Consider the following 21,013-nt stretch of genomic DNA (forward strand, 5'->3'; position numbering starts at 1 on the left):
TCCTTCGGATGGATGTGTGAGTGGTGCCGGGTCTCAGGCCCGGGCGGCGCCGTAGACGGCTTCCGCGGCGATCCGGCGGATGTCGCCGGGGTAGATGTCGAGGTCGAGCGCCGTGTCGAGCGGCAGCCGGCTCAGTTCGTGCAGGGTGCGGCGGTACTTGGCGCGGGCGACGAAGCGGGATTTCAGCGTCTCGTAGAAGCAGGTCATGGTCATTCTCCGTGTCTCCCCCCTTCGATTGATGTTGGCGCTAACTTAGTCATGCTGCGCTGCAGCACAACTTCCGAAAACCGATTTCCGATGTGCAGTTTTTGCATGGCGCAGGCGGCGCGCCTTGCCGGCCTGGCGGGCGGCAAGATGTTCTTTACCAATTTCGGTTAAGGTTAATTCCACGCAGAAACAGGAGATGTCTGGATGGATATCCGCACGATCGGGGCCTGGCCTCTGCGCCGGGCGGACCTCGGACAGGGGCCGCGCGGCGGCAGCGTGGCCCCGCAGGCGGCGGGGACGCGGGAGCAGCGCGTCTTCCCGCCGCCGACACCGGTGACGCAGCAGATGCTGCCGTCCCACAAGGCCGCCCGCAGCGCCGAGGCCGGTGCCCGCCAGGGTTACCAGTCCGCGCGCGACATGATGCGGGACGACTGAGCGCCACAGCCGCCGCGTGTCATGTGGTTTCGCGGCGGGCCGGTGCCGGTCGCCTGAAACGTGACGAGGGCGAGGCCGTCTCCGGCCCCGCCCTCGGGAGGTCTTTCAGGTGCTGGTCAGATCGTCAGTGGGACCGAGCTTCGGCCCATCCGACGGATCGACCGGCGGGTCCGGATCAGATCAGCTTGCCCATGGCGACCGCAGTGTCGGACATGCGGTTCGAGAAGCCCCACTCGTTGTCGTACCAGGTCAGGATGCGCACCATGGTGCCGTCCATGACCTTGGTCTGGTCGGTGTGGAAGATCGACGAATGCGGATCGTGGTTGAAGTCGATCGAGACATTGCTCTTGTCCGTGTAGCCGAGGATGCCCTTCAGCGGGCCGTTCGCGGCGGTGCGGATGGCATCGTTTATCTCGTCCACGGTGGTCGAGCGCTTGGCTTCGAACACCAGGTCGACGACCGAGACGTTCGGCGTCGGCACGCGGATCGCGACGCCGTCGAGCTTGCCGTTCAGCTCGGGCAGCACGAGGCCCACGGCCTTGGCGGCGCCGGTCGAGGTCGGGATCATCGACATCGCGGCCGCGCGGGCGCGGTAGAGATCCTTGTGCATCGTGTCCAGCGTCGGCTGGTCGCCGGTGTAGCTGTGGATCGTGGTCATGAAGCCCTTCTCGATGCCGATGGAATCGTTGAGGACCTTGGCGACCGGCGACAGGCAGTTGGTGGTGCAGGACGCGTTCGACACCACGATGTCATCCTTGGTGAGCGTGCTGTCGTTCACCCCGAAGACGATGGTCTTGTCGGCACCCGAGGCCGGGGCCGAGACGAGCACGCGGCTTGCGCCGTTGGCAAGGTGCATGGCGGCCTTCTCGCGAGCAGTGAAAATGCCGGTGCATTCCATCACCACGTCGACGTCGCCCCAGGGCAGGTCGCCGGGGTTGCGCTCGGCGGAAACCTTGATCGGGCCGCGGCCCACGTCGATGGTGTCGCCCGAGACTGTGACTTCCTGCGGGAAGCGGCCGTGCACGCTGTCGAACTGCAGCAGGTGGGCGTTGGTCTCGACCGGGCCGAGGTCGTTGATGGCGATCACCTCGATGTCGGTGCGGCCCGACTCGATGATGGCGCGCAGCACGTTCCGGCCGATGCGCCCGAAGCCGTTGATGGCGACTTTGACGGTCATGGATATCTCCTCGCTGTACGGAAACCGGGAATTGGCTGCACGTCATCAGTTTGATGACGGTAAGTCAACCGCGCCGTTTGGCGCAGGCCGGCGTTATCGCCAGAAGGCGAGCCAATCCAGCAATGTGAAGAACTTGCGCCCCAGGAAGACGAGATGCTCAGCGCCGTAGACCCAGATGTCGAGGGCGATGGCGGCAAGGACCAGCAGCCCGATCCAGATGGCGAGACGATTGTTCATGGCGTTTCTGATGCCAGAGGGTCCCGGCGCTGTCACGCGCGATTTCGGCGCCCGTTTGGCGCCGGCAGAGGGGCGTCAGGGGCAGGGGTCAGCCGTGGCTCTTGCGCGCTGCGGCGACCCAGATCGCGGCGAGCACGACGCTGGCGATGGCGTTCCAGCTGGCCATCGAGAGGCCCATGAGTTGCCAGATCACCTCGTCGCAGCGGTGGATCTCGGCGCTCATGATCTGGTTCAGCAGATCGTCGGCGCTGATACCGGTCACCGGCGCGGAGGAGGTGCACGAGGTCGGGCCCGGCCACCAGGCGCGCTCGACGCCGGTGTGGTATACGCCGATGGCGCCCGAGGTCAGCGCGGCGATGGCACCCAGCCACGGCAGGAAGGCGCTGCGGGTCGCGATCGCGGCGCCCGCGATCACCACCGCCGCCGCATGCGGCCAGCGCTGCCAGATGCAGAGCTTGCAGGGGGTGAGCCCTCCGAGGACCTGGAACCCGAAGGCACCGAGCAGCAGCGCCACGGAGCCGGCGGCAGCGAGCAGGATCAGGAAAGTCCGGGTCAGTCTCAAAGGAACCTCACTAGGTAGAAGCCGCCCAAAAGAATGAGCACAAAGAGTGTGAAGACAAGCCCCAGCCGCTTTTCGATGAAGTCGCGGATGGGGGCTCCGAAGGCCCAGAGCAGCCCTGCCACCACGAAAAAGCGCAGCGATCGCGCGATGATGGCGGTCACCACGAAGGTGCCGAGCGGCATCGCCGTCCAGCCTGACATGATCGTGATGACCTTGAAGGGAAAGGGCGTGACGCCGGCGATGAGCACCGCCCAGAAGCCCACGCCGTTGAAGCGCGCGTTGAAGGCCTCGATCTCGTCACCCTTGCCGAGCGCCTCGAGGATCGGGCGTCCGAGGCCTTCGAAGAAGAAGTGTCCGATGACGTAGCCTGCGAGCCCGCCGATCACCGAGGCCACCGTCGCCACCAGCGCGATCAGCCAGGCCCGGCGCGGCGCCGCGAGCACCATCGGGATCATCAGCACATCCGGCGGAATCGGGAAGATCGACGCCTCGATGAAGGCCACCGCGGCGAGCGCCCAGAGGGCCTTGGGGTGGTCGGCCAGCGACATGGTCCAGTCATAGAGGCGGCGCAGCATAGGATGGTCTCCGGGTTTCCGTTTCGCAGGAAGCACGGGGGCGCGCGGGGTGCAACCGACGAAATGGTGTTCTGGGCCGGTCCGGTGCAGACGGGCGTCAGGATGCCTGCGAGGCAGGCGGAGAGCGGCTCAGCTCTCGAGCCAGCGCAGGATATCGCCGCGGTTGCCGTCGAGTTCGGGCGCGGCGGGACGGGCAGGGCGGTCCTCCATCCCCGACATCTTGATCGGGTTGCCCGCGGCCTTGAAGGTGGCGCGTCCGTAGCGGTCGAGCACCTCGACGATCATGTTGCGCGCCATCAGCTGCGGGTCCTTCATCACCTGATCCATGCTCTGAATCGGCGCGCAGGGGATGCCGGCGGCGGTGAGCTTGGCCAGCCAGTGCGAGCGCGGGTGCTCCAGCGTCGCGGCCTCGATCAGCCGCTTCAGCAGCCGGGCATGGCTCAGCCGTGCCGCGTTGCTGGCGAAGCGCGGATCGTCCGAGAGCGGCAGTTGCAGCGTGAGGCACAGGCGCTCGAACTGGGCGTCGCTGCCGGCGGCCAGCACGAAGGCGCCGTCCGAGGCCGCCACCGCCTCGCAGGGGGCGAGGCTCGGGTGCCGGGTGCCGTTGGCCTGCGGGGCGGGGCCGATGGCGGTCTGCGCCACCGCCTGCTCCATGAGGGCCAACTGCGCGTCAAGGAGCGCCACGTCCACCCGCCGCCCGCGCCCGGTGCGCACCCGGTCGTAGAGCGCCGCGAGGATGCCGTGGGCAAGGAACATGCCGCCGGCGAGATCGGCGATGGAGCTGCCGGCGCGCTGGGGCCTGCCGGGATCGCCGGTCAGCGCCATGAAGCCTGCGCGGGCCTGCGCCACCGCGTCATAGGCGGGGCGCCGCGCGTCCGGGCCGGTCTGGCCGTAGCCGCTGACCGAGGCATAGACCAGCGCCGGGAGCTCGGCATGCAGCGCCTCCCAGCCAAGCCCGTGGCGGTCCATCACGCCGGGGCGGAAGTTCTCGACCAGCACGTCGGCGCGGGCGAGGATGCGGCGTAGCAGCGCCTGATCCTCGGCATTCTCGAGGTCGAGCGCGATCGAGCGCTTGCCCCGGTTCACCGCGGCGAAATAGCCGCTCTTGCCGTCCTTCAGCGGTGGCAGCGCGCGGGCGCCGTCGCCGCGGCCGGGACGCTCGATCTTGATGACCGAGGCACCGAGATCCGCGAGGATCATGGTGGCATAGGGACCGGAGAGAATCCGGCTGAAATCGACGATCGTGACGCCGGCAAGGGGAAGGGACATGGGCCTTTGGCTCTCATGATATGCTGCTCTGTCGAACAGCTTCCCGTGCCCGCCCCGCCTCGTGCAAGGGAAAGCTACACCGGATCTGCAACCTTTCCGTTAATTGCGCTCCGGATGCCGCGCCTTCCCCGCGCCGGGTGCTAAATCGTATCCGCGCTGCCCGAGGCGCGGGCATGGAACACGAAGCCGAGCAGGTTCATCAGCACCTGTGCGGCGAGAATCGCGGTCGAGCCGGTGGGATCGTAGTCGGGGGCCACCTCGACAAGGTCGATGCCCACCACCCGGTGCTCGCGCGCCACGATCTGCAGGATCTCGAGCACCTCGTAATAGAGGAAGCCGCCGTGCGAGGGCGTGCCGGTGCCCGGCGCGATCGAGGGGCAGAAGCCGTCGATGTCGATGGTGATGTAGACCGGCGCCCCGGCGGGGATGCGCTCGGCCACGCCCGCGGCCCCGAGCCTGCGCGCCTGCCGCACCGACAGGATGTCCGAGCCCATGGCGCGCGCGGCGTCGTAGCCCTCCCTGGCGGTGGACGAGACGTTGCGGATGCCCACCTGGGTCAGGCCGCTCACATGATCCTTCTCGGCGGCGCGGCGCATCGGGTTGCCATGGCCGCGGGTGACGCCGTGGCGCTCGTCGACGAAATCGAGATGGGCGTCGATCTGCAGGACATGGAAGGGCGCGTGGCCCTCGAAGGCCTCGATGCAGGGGATGTTGATGGAGTGGTCGCCACCGATCACCACCGGCAGCGCGCCCGCGTCCAGCGCCGCCCGCACGCCCTCGCGGATGTTGGCATGGCTGGCCAGCGTGTCGGTGTGCACGATGTCCGCGTCGCCCATGTCGACGATGCGCACGTCCTCACCGAGATAGGTGGCGTCGTCCTCGTGGTCGTAGGCACCGGCGTGGCCGAAGGAGAACAGCGTCGAGGCCTCGCGCACCGAGCGCGGGCCGAAGCGCGCGCCCGCCCGCCACTGGGTGCCGGCGTCGAAGGGAGCGCCCAGGATGGCCGCGTCGGCCTCGATCCGGGTCCAGTCCTCGACATAGGGCTTCTTGGCGAAGGTGCAGATGCCGGTGAAGGGCAGGTTCAGCCGCCCCGACTCGTATCCGTGCGCCATGACGGTCCTCCTTGGTCCTGTCGTCGTTTCGGGCACCCTGCGCCGGGCCGCGCGCCGGGGCAATCCCTGCCGTCTCGGGCCCCGCGGCAAGTGCTTGGCGCTTTCCTTCCCGGCGCCCATGCGCTAAAGCCGCGCGCAAACATTCCGGAGGGCGGCATGAGCGACGGCAAGAACGGCATCACCTACGCAGACGCGGGTGTGGACATCGACGCGGGCAACGCGCTGGTGGACCGGATCAAACCGGCAGCCAAGCGGACCAACCGGCCCGGCACCGTGTCGGGCCTGGGCGGCTTCGGCGCGCTCTTCGATCTCAAGGGGGCGGGCTACACCGATCCGGTGCTCGTCGCGGCCACCGACGGCGTCGGCACCAAGCTGCGCATCGCCATCGACACCGGCCACGTGGACGGCGTCGGCATCGACCTCGTGGCGATGTGCGTGAACGACCTCGTGTGCCAGGGCGCTGAGCCGCTGTTCTTCCTCGACTACTTCGCCACCGGCAAGCTCGACACCGACAGCGCCGCGCGCGTCATCGAGGGCATCGCCGAGGGCTGCGTGCGCTCGGGCTGCGCGCTGATCGGTGGCGAGACCGCCGAGATGCCGGGCATGTACCCGGCGGGCGATTTCGACCTCGCGGGCTTTGCCGTGGGCGCCATGGAGCGCGGCACCGAGCTGCCCGCCGGCGTCGCGGTCGGAGACGTGCTCATCGGGCTTGCCTCGGACGGCGTGCATTCCAACGGCTACAGCCTCGTGCGGAAGCTGGTCGAGGTCTCGGGCCTTGGCTGGGAGGCGGATTGCCCCTGGGCCGAGGGCTCGCTCGGCGAGGTGCTGCTGACCCCGACGCGGCTTTACGTGAAGCAGGCGCTGGCCGCGGTCCGCGCGGGCGGTGTTCATGCGCTGGCGCACATCACCGGCGGCGGCCTGACCGAGAACCTGCCGCGCGTCCTGCCCGAAGGCACCGGCGCCGCCATCGACCTGAACGCGTGGGATCTTCCCCCGGTGTTCAAGTGGATGGCCGAGACCGGCGGCATGTCGCAGGCCGAGATGCTCAAGACCTTCAACTGCGGCATCGGCATGATCCTCGCGGTCAGCGCCGACCGGGCCGAGGCGCTCACCGCGCTGCTGCGCGAAGAGGGCGAGACGGTCTGCACGCTGGGCAGCGTCACCGACACCCCGGGCATGGCCTACGAGGGCGCGCTGCTTTGAAGCGCGTCGCCATCTTCATTTCCGGCGGCGGGTCCAACATGGTCTCGCTGGTCGACAGCATGACCGGCGACCACCCGGCGCGCCCGGTGCTGGTGCTGGCCAACAGCGCCGATGCCGGAGGGCTGGAGAAGGCGCGCGCGCGCGGCGTCCCCACGGCGGTGATCGATCACCGGCCGTTCAAGGGCGACCGCGAGGCCTTTGAGGAGGCTCTGCAGGCCGAGCTGGTGAAGGCCGCGCCGGACATCCTGTGCCTGGCGGGCTTCATGCGCGTCCTCACCGCGGGCTTCGTGGAAAACTGGCAGGGGAGGATGCTCAACATCCACCCCTCTCTGCTGCCCAAGTATCGCGGGCTGCACACCCATGCACGGGCGCTCGAGGCGGGCGACCGCGAGCACGGCTGCACCGTGCACGAGGTGACGCCCGAGCTCGACGATGGGCCGATCCTGGGTCAGGCCACCGTGCGGGTGCTGCCCGGCGACACGCCCGACGCGCTTGCCGCGCGGGTGCTCGAGCAGGAACACCGGCTTTACCCCGCGGTGCTCCGGCGCTTTGCCGAAGGCAACCGCGAGATGCTGCGCCTCACTCGCGACTGATCGCGGTGGCAGCCACGGCGGGGGCGCTGTTGCCCCGCCAGTTGGCCTCGTCGAGCGTCGAGTCCGGGGCCATCAGCGCCGGAATTCCGAGAAGCACCACGAGGGCGATTGCGATGGCCCAGGCACCAAGTCCTTGGGCACGCGGGCGGTCTGCCCGGCGCACCTGCGCCGGGGTGATGTCGAGAATCGTCATGTCCGGAACCTCCGTCCGAAGCGGGTTGAAAGGGTGAGGCTGATATAGCTGCGCCCGGACTATTGCGGAAATGAATGTTTGGGTGGGAGGCCATCACCGTTCGTAATGGCGTCGCCCCCGAAACCGGCAAGGCTGCCGCAGGTGGCGGGCTTTTGTTCAGGGTGGCTTTGCTCTCGCCGCCGCGCGGGTGTAGGAGGGCAAACCAACAAACAGTACGACCGGCCGGAGCCCAAATGAAGACCATCACCACGACGGAAGACCTTGCCGCGTTCTGCCAAGCGGCTGCCAAAGCGCCCTATGTCACCGTCGACACCGAGTTCCTGCGCGAGCGGACCTACTACTCGAAACTCTGCCTCATCCAATTGGCGTTTCCGGGCAAGGGCGACGAAAACGCGGTGCTGGTGGACCCGCTGGTGGACGGACTGGACCTCGAGCCGCTGCTCGAATTGTTCCGCAACACCGCGGTGGTCAAGGTCTTCCACGCGGCGCGGCAGGATCTCGAAATCTTCTTCATCGACCACGGCGTGATCCCCGATCCGCTGTTCGACACGCAGGTCGCGGCGATGGTCTGCGGCTTCGGCGAGCAGGTCGGCTACGAGACGCTGGTCAAGCGCATCGCCAAGCAGGCGCTCGACAAGAGCTCGCGCTTCACCGACTGGTCGCGGCGGCCGCTGACCGAGGCGCAGAAGAAATACGCGCTGGCGGACGTGACGCACCTGCGGGTGATCTACGAATACCTCGCCGCCGAGCTCGAGCGCACCGGCCGCGCCCGCTGGGTCGCCGAGGAACTGGCCGTGCTCACCGACCCCGAGACCTACATCACCCGTCCCGAGGATGCCTGGCAGCGGGTCAAGACGCGTTCGTCGAGCCCGCGTTTCCTCGCCATCGTGCAGGCGCTGGCGGCCTTCCGCGAGGAATACGCCCAGTCCCGCAACATCCCGCGCAACCGGGTGTTCAAGGACGACGCGCTGACCGAGCTGGCCTCGACCAAGCCCGTCACCATGGAAGACCTCGGTCGCTCGCGCCTGCTGCTGCGCGAAGCCCGCAAGGGCCCGATCGCGGACGGCATCCTTGCCGCCGTGGCCGCGGGCGTCGAGTGCCCCAAGGACCAGCTGCCCAAGGCCGAGAACGACCGTGACCAGCTGCAGGTGAACCCGGCGCTGGCGGATCTTCTGCGGGTGCTGCTGAAGGCCCGGACCGAAGCCTCGGGCGTGGCGGCGCGGCTGATTGCGCCGGCGGCGGATCTCGACGCCATCGCCGCGGGCATGCGCGACGTGAAGGCGCTGACCGGCTGGCGCCGCGAAGTCTTCGGAGAGGATGCGCTGCGGCTTTGCGACGGCAAGCTGGCGCTGACGGTCAAGGGCCGCGACGTCGAGGTGATCGAACTCTGATCCCGGGGGCCTGGCCCCCGGAGGGCCGGGCCTAGCGGCGGCTGACCAGCGCGTTGCTGCGGCCGCTGACCTGCACTTCACGAATGCCGCCGAGCTGCTGCTCGGTCAGCCAGAGCGCGGCCTTGACCTCGCGCGCGTCGGGACGGACCGAAACCGGCCCGGCAGATTGCAGCGCGAGCAGGCGATAGGCCAGCGTGTCGCCGTCGGTCGCGGTCTCGTCGGGCACGAGGCGCACCTCGAACGGACCCGCACGATTGGCGGTCCCGGTCACGAGGATGATGGCACCGCCCGGGCGCCGCTCGATGGAGAGCGCCGAGATGGTCTCGACCGGCGCGCCGGCATAGGTCTCTTCGTTGTCGCCCCACACGATGGAATTGCGCTTGGCGGGGATGAGGGGGTTGGCCGCGCCGGTTGCCTGAGTGTTGACCGGAACCGGCTGGCTCTGGCCGAACCAGTTGAACGGGTTCAGATTCGACTCGCGCACGCCGCTGCAGCCCGTCAGCACGACGCCGGCGACGATCACGAACGATAGAGATTTGAACATTGCGCCACTGCCCTCTGCCTGCATTGCTCTTGCAGTTATCGTATTGTGCCAGCCTTGAAAAGCACCCCGTTCCGGGGCTGGACCTTTGCGCCCGCGCCGCCTACCTCTGGTCCCAAACTAGGAGACAAAGATGGCACAGGCGGCATTCGAAGAGGTGGTCGAGGACTTCGAGTTTCTCGAGGACTGGGAGGACCGCTACCGCATGGTGATCGAAATGGGCAAGGCGATGGAGCCGCTGCCCGAGGCGCTGAAGGTGCCCGCAACAAAGGTCGAGGGCTGCGCCAGCCAGGTCTGGCTGCACCCGCAGATCGAGGACGGGCTGTTCCACTTCCAGGGCGACAGCGACGCGATGATCGTGCGCGGGCTGATCGCGGTTCTGCACCGGCTCTATGACGGCGTGCCGGTCGCTGAGGTCACGAAACTCGATGCCCGGGCAGAGCTCGGGCGGTTGGGGCTGAACGAGCACCTGTCCTCGCAGCGCTCGAACGGGCTACGCGCCATGGTCGAGCGGATCCGCGACTACGCCTCCGCCGCGGCGTAACGGACCAGTTCCGGATCAGTCGCGCGGCACGGTCGAGCCGCGCACCACCAGCTCGGGCGCGGGCGCGTCGAGGTAGACGGGCTCGGACATCCCTTCGAGCTGGTCCAGCAGCGCCGTCGTGGCAAGCTGCGCCATCTCGTCGAGACGCAGGTTGAGCGCGGTCAGTGCAGGGGTCTGGCTGCGCGCGCGGAAGCCGTCATAACGCGTCGCCACCCGCACGTCCTGCGGCACCCGCAGCCCGCGCGCATGCAGCGCCGCCATGGCGCCCGCGGCCATCGAGTCGATGGGCGCCAGCACGCCGTCCATGCTCCGGCCCGCGTCGAGCTCGGCCAGAAGCGCCGCTTCGGCGCCGAGCTCGCCTTCGGCCTCTGAGACCTCGATCACCCGCGCCGGCAGTCCCTCGGCCGCCATGCGTGCCTCGTAGGTTTCGCGGAACACGCGGTTCGACTGGCGCTGGCTGCGGCCGACGATCAGGGGGATCTCGCGGGCTCCACAGTCGAGCAGGTGCCCGATCAGCATTGTCGCGATGGTGGCATGGTCGACGCGCACCGCGGGGGCGGGCGCCTCGGGGGGCGGGCCGATGATGACCACAGGCACGCCGCGGTCGCGCAGCACCTTCCAGTACGGGTCGTCGACCTCGGGCTCGACGACGATGGCGCCGTCGAAGGGGATGGTGCCGAGCGCGGTCTCGGGGTGCTCGATGGGCGGCACCAGCACCAGCGCCACGTTGCGCTCGAGCGCCGCCACCGCCGCCGAGGCCGCGACCTCCATCAGGAAGCCCAGTCGCGCCGAGCCCGCGGCGACCGCGGTGGGCATTGACGAGAAGATCGCGATGGTGTTGGCGCGGCCCGTCCGCATCCCCCGCGCGGCGAGGTTCGGGACATAGCCCAGCTCCTTGATCGCCTTGTCGATCCGTGCCCGCGTCTCGTGATCGACCTTGCGCTTGCCGCTGATGGCGTTCGAGACCGTGCCCGCAGAAACGCCCGCCACCCTGGCGACGTCCTTCACCGTGACTCGACGGCGGGTTGCTTCGATCTGCTTGTTCATGACCCCGGTGCCGGTTTCTTGCGCTTTACTGGTGCGAATGCGCCTGTTTTTCTCGCGTGGCAAGAAAAAGGCGCCGAAAATTACGTTAAATCGTTTTAACGATCCCGATTCGGAGTAATCGGTTTGTTAAAACGTTTTTGCGACATCGAAAGGACCGACGATGCCCGATTCTGCAAGCATACTACGGGAGAATGCGATGACCTCGCAAATTACTCTTGCAAGACGGAGACTTGGCCTGACCGCACTGGATCGCGCCCGAAGCGCCGGAGGTTACACGCTTTTTGCACGCCAGACCGGGGGCGGGGTGGTCGACATGATCGACATCGAGGGCCGCACCGCGCATCAATGGACCATGCCGGTGCGGCCGGGCCGCGACGCGGTGATCCTGTCGAACGGCAATCTGGGCTACAATGGCAGCCATGCGACATCGGCCGATCTCTATCCCGCGTGGGACCTCTGGCATGGCGGTGACTTCTACGAGGCAACGCCCTCGGGCGAGATCGTCTGGCGCCACGAGGACATCTATCATCACCACGATGCGCAATGGCTGCCGGGCGGCAACCTGCTCTACACCGTCGCGGCCGAGCTGCCCGCCGACAAGGCGGCGCGGGTGACGGGGGGCGATCCGCGCAAGGACGGGGCGGACGGCATCGTGCAGTCCGACATCGTGCGCGAGGTGAACCGCAAGGGCGAAACCGTCTGGGAATGGCGGATCTGGGACCACATCGATCCCGCCGACCTGCCGATCCACCCGATCTTCGACCGCCGCCACTGGCCGATGATCAACGGTCTTTCGGTAACCCGCGACGGGCTGATCCTGATGAGCCTGCGCACCACCTCGGGGGTGATCGCGGTCGACAGGGCCTCGGGGCGCATCGTCTGGCACGCCGGCCCCGACGTGGTGGCCCAGCAGCACACGCCGGTCGAGATGGACGACGGCTCCATCCTCGTCTTCGACAACGGCAACTTGCGGGTGGGTTCATCCAACCCCTACAGCCGGGCCATCCAGTTCGACCCGAAGACCATGGAGACCACTTGGGACTACACCGATCCCAACGCGCCCAGCTTCTTTTCGCCCTTCATGGGCAGCGCTCAACGGCTTGTTAACGGCAATACGCTCATCTGCGAGAGCGGCTTCGGCAGGCTCTTCGAGGTCACGCCCATGGGCGAGGTGGTCTGGGAATACGTGATCCCCGATTTCGCCGAGTATCCCGCGCCGCTGAACCAGTTCATCCGGGGAAGCCACAACACCTGCTTCCGCGCCCATCGCTACTCCGAGAGCCAGGTGCCATGGCTGTGACCGAGCAGCACGACAAGATAACCCGGCCCAAGCCGCCCGTCGCCCGGTTCGCGCAGCTCTCCGCTGCGGGCACCGCGGTGGGGCTGCCGATGGTCTCTTTCCTCTTCATCCTCGCGCTCTGGAGCGTCGTCGGCGCCTCCGGGGTGGTTTCCGAGGCGATCTTCCCGGCGCCGTGGTCGGTGTGGTCCGCCACTGTCGAGATGTGGCAGAACGGCACGTTGCAGAAGGATCTCGGCGTCTCGCTGGGCCGCGCCGGCGTGGGCTTTGCCATCGGCGCGACGCTGGGCGTCACCATGGGCCTGCTCACCGGGCGGGTGCCGCTGGTGCGCACGCTGCTGAACCCGTTCCTGAACCTGCTTCGCCCGATCCCGGCCATCGCGCTGGTGCCGGTGGCGATCGTCTGGTTCGGCATCGGCGAGGGCTCGAAGTATTTCGTGGTCTCCTACACGGTGTTCCTGACCGTCTGGTTCAACACCCATCACGGCATGCAATACGTGCCCGAGACCTACTTGCGCGCGGCGCGCTCTCTGGGCGCCTCGCGGCTGCGCGAGTTCCTGACCGTGGTGCTGCCTGCCGCGGCCCCGCATATCTTCGCGGGCATCCGGCTCGGCGTCGCGCTGGCCTTCCTGAGCCTCGTTGCGGCCGAGCTTTCCGGGGCGTCCTCGGGCCTCGGCTTCCGGCTGCAGGAGGCGCGGCAATACATCCGCACCGACCGCATGTTCTCGTTGCTGATCATTCTCGGCATTCTCGGCGCGGTCGCCGACCTGGTGGTGCATCGCATCGGCCGCAAACTCGTGCATTGGGAGCAGGGCTGATGGAGATGGACAAGGGACGTGTCGAGGTTGAGGACGTCGTCATCCGCTTCGGCACCCGCGACAGCGCGGTTACCGCGCTCGACCGGACGAACCTCGTGCTCGAGCCGGGCACCTTCACCGCGCTTATCGGTCCATCCGGCTGCGGAAAATCTACCCTTATGAACGCGATAGCGGGTTTTGTTCAACCAGCCGAGGGGCGCATTACGCTTGATGGCGCGCAGATCCGGGGGCCGTCTCCGGACGTGGGGGTGATCTTCCAGCAATACGCGCTCTTCCCGTGGTTCACCGCGCTCGGCAACATCCGCTTCGGGCTCAAGCAGTTCGGCTTCTCGAAGCGCGAGGAGATCGACCGCGCCCGCGCAGCACTCGACGAGGTCGGGCTGGGGCCCCATGCGGAGAAGTACCCGCAGCAGTTGTCTGGCGGCATGAAGCAGCGGGTGGCCATCGCGCGCACCTTCGCCACCGGCGCCAAGGTGCTGCTCATGGACGAACCCTTCGGCGCGCTCGACGCGCAGACGCGGATCGTCATGCACGAGCTGCTGCTCAACGTCTGGCGCAAGCATCGCGCGACGGTACTCTTCGTCACCCACGACGTGGACGAGGCGCTGCTGCTGGCCGACGACGTCCGCGTCATGAGCCAGGCGCCCGGCCGCCTGATCCGCCACTACGCCATGACCCAGCCGCGCCCGCGCGCGCTGAGCCGCTCCGGTTCGGACCTGCTGGAGATCCGCGAAGACATCCTGGGCCTTCTGCGCCCGACCACCGAACCGCTCCCAGAGCCTGCTCACTGAAGGAGACGCACACATGAAACTTCTGACTTCCACCGCGCTGAGTGCCGCGCTGCTTGTTCCCGCTCTGGCAACCGCCGAGAGCCTCACCTTCGCCTGGACCCCGAACCCGCAGACCCCGCAGGTCGATATCGCCATCGAGAAGGGCTATTTCGAAGACGCCGGGCTCGACATCGAGTTCGTGTCCTTCCCGACCGGCCGCGAGGGCTTTGAGGCGATGATCGGCGGGCAGGTCGACGTGACCTTCATGGCCGAGTTCCCCGCCGCCGTGGGCGCGCTCACCGGACAGGACTTCGCCGTGGTGGGCGACCTCGCGCGCTTCACCGGCAGCCGGGTGATCGTCAACACCGCCTCGGGCGAGGTGGCGGGCCCGTCCGACCTGGCGGGCAAGCGCATCGGCACCACCATCGGCACCAACGTGAACTTCTACCTCGACGAGATCCTCTCAGGTGCGGGGATCGAGGCCGAGGTCGTGGGCGCCGCGCCGCCCGACCTGGTGCCGGCGCTGGCGCGCGGCGATCTCGACGCCATCGTGCCGTTCCCAACCTTCTACGGTGCCGCGAAAACGACGCTGGGCGACAGCTACGCAGAACTGCGGGTACCGGGCTACGACGTGCATTACATTCTCGCAGCCACGCCCGAGATGACCGGCGAGAAATCCGCCACGCTCGACGCCTTCATGGCGGCGCTCGCCAAGGCGGACGCGGATGTGCAGGCCGACCCCGAGGCCGCGATGGCCGCCGTCGCCAGGTCGATGCAGGGCGCGATGACGCCCGAGGCGCTGGCGCAGATGTGGCAGGACGTGGACATCGGGCTGAAGCTCGACGAGGGGCTTGCCGAGCTTCTGGTGCGCGAGGCCGACTGGATCCTCGCGCAGGGCGTGGTGCGCGGCGAGGCGGTCGACACGGCCGCAATGCTCGAGCTTTTCGCGCCCGAGGCGCTGCGCAAGGCCTCCCCGGAGGCGGTGAGCCTGCCGTGATCCCGCGCCGCACGCCATGACCGGCCGTGCCCTGGGCGGGGCCGGTCACGGCGCGCAATCTGTCGGGAAAAACAAAACGGGGCGCAGAGTTGCGCCCCGTTCTTCATGTCCGGAAGGCCCGGAGGCGTGATCTCACATCGAGAAGCTGGTGCCGCAGCCGCAGGAGCTGGATGCGTTCGGGTTCTCGATGGTGAACCGCGCGCCGATCAGCTCTTCGGTGAAGTCGATGGTCGCGTTGGCGAGGAACGGCAGGGAGATCTCGTCGATCACCACGCGCTCGCCCGAAGCCTCGAGGACGAGATCGTCGTCGGCGGGCTCGTCGAGCTTGATGTCGTACTGGAAACCGGAGCAGCCGCCGCCCTCGACGGCCACGCGCAGGGCCTTGCCCTGTGCGCCGGCGCCGATCTCGGAGAGGCGGGCGAAGGCACGGTCGGTGACTTTGGGGGGCAGATTCATCTTGGGACTCGCAAAGGTTTATCTTGCTGCGTCCGCATAATATAGGGAAGCCAAGGACAGGCGGCAACCGGGCAACACGATCCGGCCCGCGCAGACGAAAGGCGACAGCGCATGGCGATCTACGCTTGCGATCCGGCAGCCGCGCGCGGACGGCGCGTGATCGAGGAAGAGAGCGCCTTCCGCTCCTGCTTCCAGCGCGACCGGGACCGTATCATCCATTCCTCGGCGTTCCGCCGACTCAAGCACAAGACCCAGGTCTTCGTCGAGCACGAGGGCGATTTCTACCGCACCCGGCTGACCCACAGCATCGAGGTGGCGCAGGTGGCGCGGACCATGGCCAACGCGCTGGGGCTGAACACCGACCTGACCGAGGCGGTGGCGCTGGCCCATGACCTCGGCCACACGCCCTTCGGCCACACCGGCGAGGACGCGCTGCACGAACTTATGGCGCCCTACGGCGGCTTCGACCACAACGCGCAGGCGCTGCACATCGTCACCTCGCTCGAGCGCCACTACGCCGAGTTCAACGGGTTGAACCTGACCTGGGACACGCTCGAGGGCATCGCCAAGCACAACGGGCCGCTGCTTCCGCTGGCCGAGGGCGAGACCCTGCCGGTGACGCTGGCCGCCTACAATGCCGTCCACGATCTCGAGCTGCATACCCACGCCAGCGGCGAGGCGCAGGTGGCGGCGCTGTCCGACGACGTGGCCTACAACAACCACGATCTGCAGGACGGGCTCCGGGCCGGGCTCTTCACCGAGGACGAGATCGCCGAGCTTGCGCTGATCGGTCCCGCCTATGCCGAGGTCGACCGCATCTATCCGTCGCTCGACCCCTACCGCCGCCGCCACGAGGCGCTGCGCCGGGTCTTCGGCTACATGGTCTCGGACGTGATCGACACCAGCCGGGCCCGGCTCGACGCGGCGGCCCCCGAGAGTGCCGAGGCGATCCGCCATCTCGGGCGGCCGGTCATCGCGTTTTCCGACGACATGTGGATCAAGCTGAAGGAGATCCGCCAGTTCCTCTTCACCCGCATGTACCGCGCGCCCTCGGTGATGGAGATCCGCACCAAGGTGACGCAGGTGGTGACCGACCTGTTCCCGATCTACATGCAGGACCCCTCGCTGCTGCCGCAGCGCTGGCGGCAGGAGATCGAGGCGGTCGAGGACGAGGCGCAGCTGGCGCGGCTGGTCTGTGACTACATCGCCGGCATGACCGACCGCTTCGCGCTGCAATCCCACGCCAGGCTGATGGGCGTCGATATCCTGCACGACGTGCACTGACGCGCCGGCCCGCTTTGGCCCCGCGATGTCCCGCGATACCCCGGTGCGCTGCATCGGGGCTGGACAGGGCGCCTCCGCGTGACATTTCCTGATCAGGACCGCCAACAAGACCGCCGGGCCCGGGAACGGAACCCGGCCCGGCGGGTTGCCTTGCGGGGCAGGGGACAGGAACGGAAGGACGCGAATGGCTGTGGCTGAAACCTCGGGGCTCGACCCGGTGCTGGGATTTGCGCTGGTGGGCGTGCTGGGCGTGGGCTCGCAATGGCTGGCCTGGCGCCTGCGGATGCCGGCGATCGTGCTGATGCTTGCGGCGGGGCTGGTGGTGGGGCCGGGGCTCGGCCTGCTCGATCCCTCGCGCGAGTTCGGCGACCTGATGCAGCCGATGCTGGCCATTGCCGTGGCGATCATCCTCTTCGAGGGCGGGCTCACGCTCAACTTCCAGTCGCTGAGCGACGCGGCCACCGGTGTCCGGCGGCTGGTGCTGATCGGCGGGCCGCTCGGCTGGCTCGCCTCGAGCGCCGCGCTGCACTGGGCGGCGGGGCTGTCGTGGGAAAGCTCCGCGGTGTTCGGCGGCATCATGATCGTCACCGGACCCACGGTGATCGCGCCGCTGCTGCGGCAGGCGCGGCTCAAGCGGCGCCCGGCGGCGCTGCTGCAATGGGAGGCCATCGTCAACGACCCGGTCGGCGCGCTGGCGGCGGTGCTGGCCTTTGAGGTGGTCGTGGTGCTGCGCGACGCCACCTCGGTGGGCGCGGCGATCACCGACATGGTGGTCGGCATCGCGATGGCGGTGGCGCTTGGCGCGGCGGGCGGCTGGGGGCTCGCCCGGGCCTTCCGCAACGCGCTGGTGCCGGAATACATGAAGGTCCCGGTGCTCTTTGTGTTGCTGCTCGCGGTCTTCGCCGTGTCGGATTCGATCCTGCACGAGAGCGGGTTGCTCGCGGTCACCGTCATGGGGCTTTGGATCGCCAACGCCGACCTGCCGAGCTACGCCGAACTCCGTCGCTTCAAGGAGCACGCCACGATCCTGCTGGTCTCGGGGGTGTTCATCCTGATGGCGGCGAACATGGACCGCTCGACGCTGCTCGCCATGAACTGGACCACGCTGCTCTTCGTGGTCTCGGTGATCCTGATCGCCCGGCCGCTGCCGGTGCTGGTGGCGCTGGCCTTCTCGAATATCCCGTGGCGCGAGCGGCTGCTGGTGGCCTTCACCGGCCCGCGGGGCGTGGTGCTGGTGGCGGTTGCGGGACTCTTCGGCGAGCGTCTCGCGGCGCTCGGCGTGGCGGATGGCGACCGCATCGCGATGCTGGCCTTCGCGCTGGTGGCGGCAACCGTCGTGCTGCACGGCTTCACCCTGACGCCGCTGGCGCGGCTGCTGGGCCAGCGCGCCACCGAGACGCCGGGGGTGATGATCGTGGGCGGCTCGCGATGGGCCACGGCGCTGGGGCTGGCGCTGCGCAAGCTCGATCTGCCGGTGCTGGTGAGCGATCCCAACCACGCCCATCTGCGGCTGGCACGCGAGGCGGGGCTCGACACGTTCTGGGGCGACATCCTGTCCGAGGCCGCCGAGCACAAGCTCGACTTCGTCACCTACGACAAGGTCATCGCGGCGACCGACAACGACGCCTACAACACGCTGGTGGCCACCGACCTCGCGCCGGAATTCGGCCGCGAGCACGTGTTTCAGCTCAAGCGCATGCGCCAGGCCTCGGCCCGCCACGCGCTGCCCGCGACGCTGGGCGGTCAGAAGATCGCCGCGGACGAGACCTATTTCGAGGCCAATGCGCGGCTCGCAGAAGGCTGGGAGTTCCGCGTCACAAAGCTCTCCGCCGAGTTCACGCCCGAGCACTGGCGCGAGCGTAACCCGGAGGGCGTTCCGGTCGCCGACCTCGGTCCGGGCGGCACCCTGCGCCTGCTCGGCCCCGAGGACAAGGTGAAGGAGACCGAGGACACGCGGCTGCTGTTCCTCGCTCCCAAGCGCGAAGAGCGCAAGGAGGACCGCCGCGACGAGAACGGCAACGACACGCTGAAGGGCGCCACCGCTGCGGGCAGATGACCTGCGGCCCGCCTTGCGGGGCGGCGGGGACGCCCCTCCTGCCTGACCAGCACGGCCGCCAGGAGAGCTGCCCGACACGCCGCCACACACGGATGCGGCCCGTCCCTTGCCGGGAACGGGCCGCGAGAAGCCTCTGCTTCCACTGGCACGGTCATCGGCGTCCCCGCCTGTACCGTGCCGCCACCATCCCGTATCAACCTTAATGCTTCGTTACCGCGCTCAGTCCAGGTGCCCCGTCCCCGCGACCGAGCCCTGTCCGCCCGGTTATCGTGGGCTCTTCGCGAGGCGGCCGCGCTCCACCTCGACCCTGGACGCTCGGCGCCAGACGACCAAGCCCCTGTCCTCCAGTGGCCCCAAATATCCCGGGGGAGCCGAAGGCGGGGGCAGAGCCCCCACTGCATCGTCTCCGCCCGTGCCACGCTCCCCATTTGACCCCGTCCGCCGAAGTGATACAGGAGGCGCGACCGTATGGAGACGCTGACAATGAACCTCTTCACCGACATTCGCGCGCTTGTCCTGCAGGCGATCGAGGCGCTGCAGGCCGAGGGCATCCTGCCCGAAGGGCTCAACACCGCCCCCGTGACGGTGGAGCCCCCGCGAGACCCGCTGCACGGCGACATGGCGACCAACGCCGCGATGGTGCTGGCCAAGCCCGCCAAGGCCAGGCCGCGCGACATCGCCGAGGCGCTGGCGGCGAAGATCGGCGCCGACGACCGCATCGTGGCCGCCGAGGTGGCAGGCCCCGGCTTCCTCAACCTGCGGCTCGCGCCCTCGGTCTGGCAGGCGCTGCCCGGCGCGGTGCTGGCGCAGGGCACCGATTTCGGCCGCTCCGACATGGGGCAGGGCGCCCGGATCAACGTGGAATACGTCTCGGCCAACCCGACCGGGCCGCTGCACGTGGGCCACACCCGCGGCGCGGTCTTCGGCGATGCGCTGGCAAGCCTGCTGGATTTCGCCGGCTACGACGTCACCCGTGAATACTACATCAACGACGGCGGCGCTCAGGTCGACGTGCTCGCACGCTCGGTCTACCTCCGCTACCTTGAGGCGCTTGGCCACGAGGTCGAGTTCGCCGATGGCACCTATCCCGGCGATTACCTGATCCCGGTGGGCGAGATGCTCGCCGCGCGGGTCGGTGAGCAATACGTCGACCAGCCCGAAGAGGTCTGGCTCGAGGAGATCCGCAACTTCGCCACCGACGAGATGATGAAGCTGATCCGCGAGGACCTGAAGCTGCTCGGCGTCGAGATGGACCATTTCTTCTCGGAGAAATCGCTCTACGGCACCGGCAAGATCGAGGCTGCGATCGAGAGCCTTGATGCCAAGGGCCTGATCTACCGCGGCGTGCTCGAGCCGCCGAAGGGCAAGACCCCCGAGGACTGGGAGCCGCGCGAGCAGACCCTCTTCAAGTCGACCGAGCACGGCGACGACGTCGACCGCCCGATCAAGAAGTCGGACGGCGCCTGGACCTATTTCGCCCCGGACATCGCCTATCACTTCGACAAGGTGAGCCGCGGCTTCGACCAGCTGATCGACGTCTTCGGCGCCGACCACGGCGGCTACGTCAAGCGGATGAAGGCGGCGGTCTCGGCGCTCTCGGACGGCAAGACGCCGCTCGACATCAAGCTCATCCAGCTGGTGAAGCTCTTCAAGAACGGCGAGCCCTTCAAAATGTCCAAGCGGGCAGGGACCTTCGTGACCCTGCGCGACGTGGTCGAGGAAGTCGGCCCCGACGTGACCCGCTTCGTCATGCTGACGCGCAAGAACGACGCCTCGCTCGACTTCGACTTTGCCAAGGCTGTCGAGCAGTCCAAGGAGAACCCGGTGTTCTACGTGCAATACGCGCACGCCCGGATCTGTTCGGTCATGCGCAAGGCGGTGGAGCAGGGGATCGACATCTCGGACGCGGCGCTCGCCAGGGCGGATCTGACCGCGCTCGACCACGAGGCCGAGCTGGGGCTGATGAAGAAGGTGGCCGAATGGCCGCGTCTCGTCGAGATCGCCGCCAAGGGTCACGAGCCGCACAAGGTCGCGATCTGGCTCAACGAACTGGCCTCGGAGCTGCACGGTCTGTGGAACCGCGGCCACGACGAGCCGGGCCTGCGCTTCCTGCAGGACGATGCCGAAACCAGCCAGCGCAAAATCGCTCTCGCCCGATCCGTCGCGGTTGTCATTTCCGCGGGTCTTGGTATCTTGGGCGTAACCCCGGCGGAAGAAATGCGCTGAGCCAGAACGCCGCGCCGCCCCGG

23 protein-coding genes and 1 pseudogene are annotated in these 21,013 nt (G+C 68.2%); 12 read left to right on the forward strand and 12 right to left on the reverse strand.

Annotated features, from left to right (window positions below; all coding sequences use genetic code 11):
• Positions 1-33: 33 nt before the first annotated feature.
• Positions 34-213 (reverse strand): hypothetical protein, encoded by a 180-nt coding sequence (locus tag BLQ77_RS16865; RefSeq protein WP_089961341.1) that lies wholly within the window; start codon positions 211-213, stop codon positions 34-36.
• Between the two features lie 198 nt (positions 214-411).
• On the opposite strand from BLQ77_RS16865, the gene BLQ77_RS16870 reads away from it, so the two are divergent.
• Positions 412-642 (forward strand): hypothetical protein, encoded by a 231-nt coding sequence (locus BLQ77_RS16870; protein ID WP_089961344.1) that lies wholly within the window; start codon positions 412-414, stop codon positions 640-642.
• Between the two features lie 175 nt (positions 643-817).
• Here the strand turns inward: BLQ77_RS16870 and gap are convergent, their stop codons facing one another.
• From gap to speB, 6 genes are all read right to left on the reverse strand, one after another.
• Positions 818-1,819 (reverse strand): type I glyceraldehyde-3-phosphate dehydrogenase, encoded by a 1,002-nt coding sequence (gap, locus tag BLQ77_RS16875; protein ID WP_008884613.1) that lies wholly within the window; start codon positions 1,817-1,819, stop codon positions 818-820.
• Positions 1,820-1,912: 93 nt separating this feature from the next.
• A complete protein-coding gene (locus BLQ77_RS28830; RefSeq protein ID WP_165617143.1) occupies positions 1,913-2,056 on the reverse strand; it encodes a hypothetical protein in 144 nt (47 codons plus the stop codon).
• Between the two features lie 88 nt (positions 2,057-2,144).
• Complete coding sequence (locus BLQ77_RS16880) at positions 2,145-2,618, reverse strand: disulfide bond formation protein B (RefSeq protein WP_008885912.1); 474 nt, start codon at positions 2,616-2,618, stop codon at positions 2,145-2,147.
• Entirely contained in the window at positions 2,615-3,193 is a 579-nt protein-coding gene (locus tag BLQ77_RS16885; protein ID WP_008885216.1) for a YqaA family protein, read from the reverse strand. Before BLQ77_RS16885 ends, BLQ77_RS16880 begins: the two co-directional genes overlap by 4 nt.
• A 129-nt stretch (positions 3,194-3,322) precedes the next feature.
• Positions 3,323-4,462: a CaiB/BaiF CoA transferase family protein gene (locus BLQ77_RS16890; RefSeq protein WP_089961347.1), complete on the reverse strand. Its 1,140-nt coding sequence runs from the start codon at positions 4,460-4,462 to the stop codon at positions 3,323-3,325.
• A gap of 140 nt (positions 4,463-4,602) precedes the next feature.
• Positions 4,603-5,574, reverse strand: coding sequence for an agmatinase (gene speB, locus BLQ77_RS16895; RefSeq protein WP_089961349.1), 972 nt, complete (start codon positions 5,572-5,574; stop codon positions 4,603-4,605).
• A gap of 156 nt (positions 5,575-5,730) precedes the next feature.
• On the opposite strand from speB, the gene purM reads away from it, so the two are divergent.
• Both purM and purN read left to right on the forward strand, forming a co-directional pair.
• Entirely contained in the window at positions 5,731-6,777 is a 1,047-nt protein-coding gene (gene purM / locus BLQ77_RS16900; RefSeq protein WP_008885236.1) for a phosphoribosylformylglycinamidine cyclo-ligase, read from the forward strand.
• Entirely contained in the window at positions 6,774-7,370 is a 597-nt protein-coding gene (purN, locus tag BLQ77_RS16905; RefSeq protein ID WP_089961351.1) for a phosphoribosylglycinamide formyltransferase, read from the forward strand. Before purM ends, purN begins: the two co-directional genes overlap by 4 nt.
• Here the strand turns inward: purN and BLQ77_RS16910 are convergent.
• On the reverse strand, positions 7,357-7,563 hold the full coding sequence (locus tag BLQ77_RS16910) for a hypothetical protein (RefSeq protein ID WP_089961354.1): 207 nt from the start codon (positions 7,561-7,563) through the stop codon (positions 7,357-7,359). The two genes, purN and BLQ77_RS16910, sit on opposite strands and share 14 nt — an antisense overlap.
• Positions 7,564-7,796: 233 nt before the next feature.
• Here BLQ77_RS16910 and rnd point away from each other — a divergent pair, with 233 nt between their 5' ends.
• Entirely contained in the window at positions 7,797-8,954 is a 1,158-nt protein-coding gene (gene rnd, locus BLQ77_RS16915; RefSeq protein WP_008884399.1) for a ribonuclease D, read from the forward strand.
• A 31-nt stretch (positions 8,955-8,985) separates the two neighbouring features.
• Here the strand turns inward: rnd and BLQ77_RS16920 are convergent, their stop codons facing one another.
• Positions 8,986-9,498 carry a hypothetical protein gene (locus BLQ77_RS16920; protein WP_242661754.1) on the reverse strand — a complete coding sequence of 171 codons (513 nt, stop codon included), beginning with the start codon at positions 9,496-9,498 and terminating at the stop codon, positions 8,986-8,988.
• Between the two features lie 130 nt (positions 9,499-9,628).
• Here BLQ77_RS16920 and BLQ77_RS16925 point away from each other — a divergent pair, with 130 nt between their 5' ends.
• A complete protein-coding gene (locus tag BLQ77_RS16925) occupies positions 9,629-10,039 on the forward strand; it encodes a SufE family protein (RefSeq protein ID WP_089961362.1) in 411 nt (136 codons plus the stop codon).
• Between the two features lie 15 nt (positions 10,040-10,054).
• Here the strand turns inward: BLQ77_RS16925 and BLQ77_RS16930 are convergent, their stop codons facing one another.
• Positions 10,055-10,855: a substrate-binding domain-containing protein gene (locus BLQ77_RS16930; RefSeq protein ID WP_375360209.1), complete on the reverse strand. Its 801-nt coding sequence runs from the start codon at positions 10,853-10,855 to the stop codon at positions 10,055-10,057.
• 69 nt (positions 10,856-10,924) lie between these two features.
• Positions 10,925-11,086: pseudogene (locus tag BLQ77_RS29880) on the reverse strand (LacI family DNA-binding transcriptional regulator); the annotation flags it as partial.
• A gap of 313 nt (positions 11,087-11,399) precedes the next feature.
• Between BLQ77_RS29880 and BLQ77_RS16935 the strand changes: the two are divergent.
• Genes BLQ77_RS16935 through BLQ77_RS16950 form a run of 4 tightly spaced genes read left to right on the forward strand, consistent with a single transcriptional unit; the run spans position 11,400 to position 14,968 of the window.
• The gene (locus BLQ77_RS16935) at positions 11,400-12,386 is read left to right on the forward strand and encodes an aryl-sulfate sulfotransferase (RefSeq protein ID WP_242661755.1); all 987 of its coding nucleotides are present in this window, start codon (positions 11,400-11,402) and stop codon (positions 12,384-12,386) included.
• Complete coding sequence (locus BLQ77_RS16940; protein WP_089961367.1) at positions 12,377-13,201, forward strand: ABC transporter permease; 825 nt, start codon at positions 12,377-12,379, stop codon at positions 13,199-13,201. Before BLQ77_RS16935 ends, BLQ77_RS16940 begins: the two co-directional genes overlap by 10 nt.
• Entirely contained in the window at positions 13,201-13,992 is a 792-nt protein-coding gene (locus BLQ77_RS16945) for an ABC transporter ATP-binding protein (protein ID WP_089961370.1), read from the forward strand. The genes BLQ77_RS16940 and BLQ77_RS16945 overlap by 1 nt, the downstream gene beginning before the upstream one ends.
• 13 nt (positions 13,993-14,005) lie before the next feature.
• Positions 14,006-14,968, forward strand: coding sequence for an ABC transporter substrate-binding protein (locus BLQ77_RS16950; RefSeq protein WP_089961372.1), 963 nt, complete (start codon positions 14,006-14,008; stop codon positions 14,966-14,968).
• A gap of 132 nt (positions 14,969-15,100) precedes the next feature.
• On the opposite strand, the gene BLQ77_RS16955 is transcribed toward BLQ77_RS16950, so the two are convergent.
• Positions 15,101-15,424 (reverse strand): HesB/IscA family protein, encoded by a 324-nt coding sequence (locus tag BLQ77_RS16955; RefSeq protein ID WP_008885925.1) that lies wholly within the window; start codon positions 15,422-15,424, stop codon positions 15,101-15,103.
• Between the two features lie 111 nt (positions 15,425-15,535).
• Between BLQ77_RS16955 and BLQ77_RS16960 the strand changes: the two genes are divergently transcribed.
• The 3 genes from BLQ77_RS16960 to argS all read left to right on the forward strand — a co-directional run bounded on the left by BLQ77_RS16960 (position 15,536) and on the right by argS (position 20,990).
• Positions 15,536-16,708 carry a deoxyguanosinetriphosphate triphosphohydrolase gene (locus BLQ77_RS16960; RefSeq protein WP_089961376.1) on the forward strand — a complete coding sequence of 391 codons (1,173 nt, stop codon included), beginning with the start codon at positions 15,536-15,538 and terminating at the stop codon, positions 16,706-16,708.
• A 184-nt stretch (positions 16,709-16,892) separates the two neighbouring features.
• Positions 16,893-18,764, forward strand: a complete 1,872-nt coding sequence (locus BLQ77_RS16965) for a cation:proton antiporter (protein ID WP_089961379.1) — start codon at positions 16,893-16,895, stop codon at positions 18,762-18,764.
• A 483-nt stretch (positions 18,765-19,247) separates the two neighbouring features.
• Positions 19,248-20,990, forward strand: coding sequence for an arginine--tRNA ligase (argS, locus tag BLQ77_RS16970; RefSeq protein ID WP_089961648.1), 1,743 nt, complete (start codon positions 19,248-19,250; stop codon positions 20,988-20,990).
• Positions 20,991-21,013 lie beyond the last annotated feature (23 nt).

Source organism: Salipiger thiooxidans (genome assembly GCF_900102075.1).
Lineage (GTDB): Bacteria > Pseudomonadota > Alphaproteobacteria > Rhodobacterales > Rhodobacteraceae > Salipiger > Salipiger thiooxidans.

Coding starts and splice junctions, on each gene's coding strand:
- BLQ77_RS16890 (WP_089961347.1), bottom strand. CDS start 4,462: ATGTCCCTTCCCCTTGCCGGCGTCACGATCGTCGATTTCAGCCGGATT.
- BLQ77_RS28830 (WP_165617143.1), bottom strand. CDS start 2,056: ATGAACAATCGTCTCGCCATCTGGATCGGGCTGCTGGTCCTTGCCGCC.
- BLQ77_RS16925 (WP_089961362.1), top strand. CDS start 9,629: ATGGCACAGGCGGCATTCGAAGAGGTGGTCGAGGACTTCGAGTTTCTC.
- argS (WP_089961648.1), top strand. CDS start 19,248: ATGAACCTCTTCACCGACATTCGCGCGCTTGTCCTGCAGGCGATCGAG.
- BLQ77_RS16865 (WP_089961341.1), bottom strand. CDS start 213: ATGACCATGACCTGCTTCTACGAGACGCTGAAATCCCGCTTCGTCGCC.
- purM (WP_008885236.1), top strand. CDS start 5,731: ATGAGCGACGGCAAGAACGGCATCACCTACGCAGACGCGGGTGTGGAC.
- BLQ77_RS16950 (WP_089961372.1), top strand. CDS start 14,006: ATGAAACTTCTGACTTCCACCGCGCTGAGTGCCGCGCTGCTTGTTCCC.
- BLQ77_RS16935 (WP_242661755.1), top strand. CDS start 11,400: ATGATCGACATCGAGGGCCGCACCGCGCATCAATGGACCATGCCGGTG.
- speB (WP_089961349.1), bottom strand. CDS start 5,574: ATGGCGCACGGATACGAGTCGGGGCGGCTGAACCTGCCCTTCACCGGC.
- BLQ77_RS16885 (WP_008885216.1), bottom strand. CDS start 3,193: ATGCTGCGCCGCCTCTATGACTGGACCATGTCGCTGGCCGACCACCCC.
- BLQ77_RS16940 (WP_089961367.1), top strand. CDS start 12,377: ATGGCTGTGACCGAGCAGCACGACAAGATAACCCGGCCCAAGCCGCCC.
- BLQ77_RS16965 (WP_089961379.1), top strand. CDS start 16,893: ATGGCTGTGGCTGAAACCTCGGGGCTCGACCCGGTGCTGGGATTTGCG.
- BLQ77_RS16920 (WP_242661754.1), bottom strand. CDS start 9,498: ATGTTCAAATCTCTATCGTTCGTGATCGTCGCCGGCGTCGTGCTGACG.
- BLQ77_RS16910 (WP_089961354.1), bottom strand. CDS start 7,563: ATGACGATTCTCGACATCACCCCGGCGCAGGTGCGCCGGGCAGACCGC.
- BLQ77_RS16870 (WP_089961344.1), top strand. CDS start 412: ATGGATATCCGCACGATCGGGGCCTGGCCTCTGCGCCGGGCGGACCTC.
- gap (WP_008884613.1), bottom strand. CDS start 1,819: ATGACCGTCAAAGTCGCCATCAACGGCTTCGGGCGCATCGGCCGGAAC.
- BLQ77_RS16960 (WP_089961376.1), top strand. CDS start 15,536: ATGGCGATCTACGCTTGCGATCCGGCAGCCGCGCGCGGACGGCGCGTG.
- BLQ77_RS16955 (WP_008885925.1), bottom strand. CDS start 15,424: ATGAATCTGCCCCCCAAAGTCACCGACCGTGCCTTCGCCCGCCTCTCC.
- BLQ77_RS16930 (WP_375360209.1), bottom strand. CDS start 10,855: ATGCCCACCGCGGTCGCCGCGGGCTCGGCGCGACTGGGCTTCCTGATG.
- BLQ77_RS16945 (WP_089961370.1), top strand. CDS start 13,201: ATGGAGATGGACAAGGGACGTGTCGAGGTTGAGGACGTCGTCATCCGC.
- rnd (WP_008884399.1), top strand. CDS start 7,797: ATGAAGACCATCACCACGACGGAAGACCTTGCCGCGTTCTGCCAAGCG.